The organism is Xenorhabdus sp. PR6a (assembly GCF_028599065.1).
GTDB classification, from domain to species: domain Bacteria; phylum Pseudomonadota; class Gammaproteobacteria; order Enterobacterales; family Enterobacteriaceae; genus Xenorhabdus; species Xenorhabdus doucetiae.
Genome location: NZ_JAQRFJ010000121.1, coordinates 1 through 2,984 on the forward strand (window position 1 = coordinate 1; position 2,984 = coordinate 2,984).

A 2,984-nucleotide genomic window follows, 5' to 3' on the forward strand; every position below is an offset into this window, starting at 1 on the left:
TCCGGGATGCGAGCCATGTCAGATATCCTGATAAAATATTTTTCAATAAAGCATCAATGCTTGATAAATTAGCCTTAAGGCTTTATCATGTCAAGCATGTGAAACGCATATCAACGCACTGGAGCATGGAAGATGCGTCATAATTACGGCAACATAGCTACATTTGAGACCGCGATAATGACAGAGGTGCTTGATATGGCAGCGGCAACAGAGAAGGGATTTGCACAACGCTTGCGGGAACTGCGCAGACAAAAAGGCCTCTCCCAGTCAGAGCTGGGTAAACTGGCTGAACTGCATTACACCCACATTGGCCGCTTTGAGCGTGGCACTTCACGGCCGGGCAGCGATACCTTAAAACGTCTGGCGGACGTGCTGGATGTGACCAGTGATTATCTGCTGGAAGGGGCAGAGACCGAAGCGGCGAAAGCCCGGTTTGAGGACAGGGAACTGCTGCGGCAGTTTCAGGCGGTGGAACAGCTACCGGAGGAAGACAAGGAAGTGATTAAGAAATTGCTGGATGCCTTTTTAACCAAGAAACAACTACAGGCACTGGCAAGATAGATAAAAAGAACCCGTTGAGTTAACGCGGGGATGAAGTGCTACCAACACTTCATCCTCGCTCACCACAAGCAACTAAACAGGAGTTGAATGATGGCTAAGGCGCATTCTAGGCAAAACGCGGCTCAAAATAAAGCTGCTAAAACAGAACGTTATTACACCGTGGGATACGTTCCGCAAAATGACAAGGCCACAGCACCGCCTGCAATTCATCTTAAGGGACAATGGCTTAAACAGGCTGGCTTTGAGACTGGCGGCGCGGTGACGGTGAAGATCATGGATGGCTGCTTAGTGCGTAAACGTCCGGTCATCTCACCTTGACAAAAAAAACGAGTTTAAGTAAAGCGATTCTCAGGCCAGGGCAGCAGCTCATTCAACCGATTGTTCGGCCAGACAGGCAGCCGGCTGAGGACATCACGTAACCAGACCCAGGGCTCATGCCCGTTGGCTTTAGCGGTTTCCAACAGGCTCATTATCATGGCGGCCCGTTGCCCTGCGGCTAGCGAACCCGCAAACAGCCAGTTCTTTCGGCCAACCGCCACACCCCGGACCGCATTCTCCGCCCGGTTGTTGTCTATCGGTACCCGGCCATCATCCAAATAACACACCAGCGCCAGCCAGCGCTTCAGCGTGTAATCTATCGCTTTGCGTAACCCGGAGTTGGGGGCCGTTTGGGCCTGAGTCGTCTGCAACCAGGACCGGAACTCATTCAGCCACGGCCGGGCATAACGCTGTCGCCACTGACGCCGTTTATCCGGGGGCCGGTGTTTGATTTTTCGCTCCAGCTTGTACAGGTCACGAATGCCATCCAGCGCCTGTTTCGCCACCGGACTTTGGCTCGCTTTGTATTGGTCAAAGAATTTGCGGCGGGCGTGAGCCCAGCAACCCGCTTCGGTGATATCCGCCCGGGCATGCAGCGCGTTGTAACCGGCATAATCATCCGTCACCAACGTGCCGCCCGACCAGTCTTTCAGCAGGCTCTGGGCATAACGGCCACTGCGGCCGGGATGCAGCTCATAGTACACCACTGCCGGCGAGGTATCGGGGCCGGTGACAGACGCCCACAAATAGGCGCGCTGGGTCTGGCCTTTTCCCGGGGCCAGTATCGGCAACGGGGTCTCATCGGCATGCAGCACCGAGGACGTCAGCAGCGCCTGCTTCAGGGCATCGGCCAACGGTTGCAATGCCAGCGCCACCTGACCCACCCAGTCCGACAGGGTGCTGCGGGCCAGGGTTACGCCACTGCGGGCATAGATTTGCTGCTGACGGTAGAGCGGCAGGTGGTCACGATATTTAGCGACTACCACCTGAGCCAGCAACCCCGGCTCCGGAATGCCCTTTTCGATAAGACGGGCAGGCTGGGGCTGGGCATGCACACCCTGACAGGCTGCACAGCTGTACTGGGGACAGACATAACGCCGGACGATAAACGTGGCCGGACGGTATTCCAGTCGCTCACTGATTTCATCACGCAAAAAGCGCAGGGCATGACCGCAATCCGGGCAGCTCTCCGTCTCCAGCGCCAGCCGGATATCTTCACGGGGTAACGTCGCCGGTAAAGGCTGTCGTTTGGGGTGAGCCGGAGTCGCGTCTTCCTTGATATGCAGGCGTGATAGCTGGGTTTCCAGCACCGCAATATCGGTATCGGCATCCTCCTCGAACTGACTCCGTTTGGGACCGGCAGGCAGGGTTTCGCTGTGCGCGCCAAAACGCCAGCGTTGCGCCTGTTTCAGGGCCTCTTCCAGCTGGCGAATATAATCACATTGTTGCTGAAGCAGCGCCAGTGCCCGCAGGCGGAACTGGCCGGGGTCATCCAGCGCGATTAAGTCATTGAGCGTCATGCCGACAGTGTACCGGATAATTCCCCGTCGTTATCCGGTAAAAGTGTGACCGGGGTAGCGGAATTAGCTTCGCCAGCCGGACAGGTCATCTCCCTCGACCTGTTGCCAGTGAATGCCGCGGATGAGCCAGTCAAACTGGGCGGGCGTCATCACCCAGCTGCGTTCGCCCTGCTTCGGCCAGACAAAATGGGCCCGGTGCAGACGGCGGGTACACAGCCAGACGCCGTGTCGGTCCCAGCGCAACACCTTGAGACGGGAGCGGGCCTTATTGCAGAAAACAAAAGCGGCTTCTTCCTGCCAGCGTAAATTCAATCCTTCGAGGTATTGGGTCAGGGCATCAATGCCCCGGCGCATGTCGACGGGCTCGCGCACCAAAAAGAGCTGTTGCGGTTTCAGCATCGGGCCAGTACCCGCATCACTTCAGGCAACAGCGTCAATGGACAGGCGATGGCATAACCGTCTGGGGTATGCAGGGTGACGGTGTGCGCGTCGTCAGGCTGGAGTGAAACCGGCAAGATGGCGGGCAGTGTCTGGCTGAGATTTGGGGGTATTTTGTTACTGTCGGTAATCCAATTACGAAAAGAG

General features: G+C 56.6%; 4 protein-coding genes and 1 pseudogene. 2 read left to right on the top strand and 3 right to left on the bottom strand.

The features are described from left to right. Positions 1-132: 132 nt before the first annotated feature. Together PSI15_RS17385 and PSI15_RS17390 are read left to right on the top strand one after the other, a co-directional pair. Positions 133-561 (top strand): helix-turn-helix domain-containing protein, encoded by a 429-nt coding sequence (locus tag PSI15_RS17385; protein WP_273584617.1) that lies wholly within the window; start codon positions 133-135, stop codon positions 559-561. Between the two features lie 90 nt (positions 562-651). Continuing rightward, entirely contained in the window at positions 652-879 is a 228-nt protein-coding gene (locus PSI15_RS17390; protein WP_337928944.1) for a SymE family type I addiction module toxin, read from the top strand. A gap of 14 nt (positions 880-893) precedes the next feature. Here the strand turns inward: PSI15_RS17390 and tnpC are convergent, their stop codons facing one another. From tnpC to PSI15_RS17405, 3 genes and pseudogenes are all read right to left on the bottom strand, one after another. Next, the gene (gene tnpC / locus PSI15_RS17395) at positions 894-2,399 is read right to left on the bottom strand and encodes an IS66 family transposase (RefSeq protein WP_273584619.1); all 1,506 of its coding nucleotides are present in this window, start codon (positions 2,397-2,399) and stop codon (positions 894-896) included. A 63-nt stretch (positions 2,400-2,462) separates the two neighbouring features. Next, positions 2,463-2,798, bottom strand: coding sequence for an IS66 family insertion sequence element accessory protein TnpB (gene tnpB / locus PSI15_RS17400; protein ID WP_273584620.1), 336 nt, complete (start codon positions 2,796-2,798; stop codon positions 2,463-2,465). After that, positions 2,792-2,984 (bottom strand): annotated as a pseudogene (locus PSI15_RS17405) (IS66 family insertion sequence element accessory protein TnpA); the annotation flags it as partial. The pseudogene PSI15_RS17405 and the gene tnpB, both read right to left, overlap by 7 nt.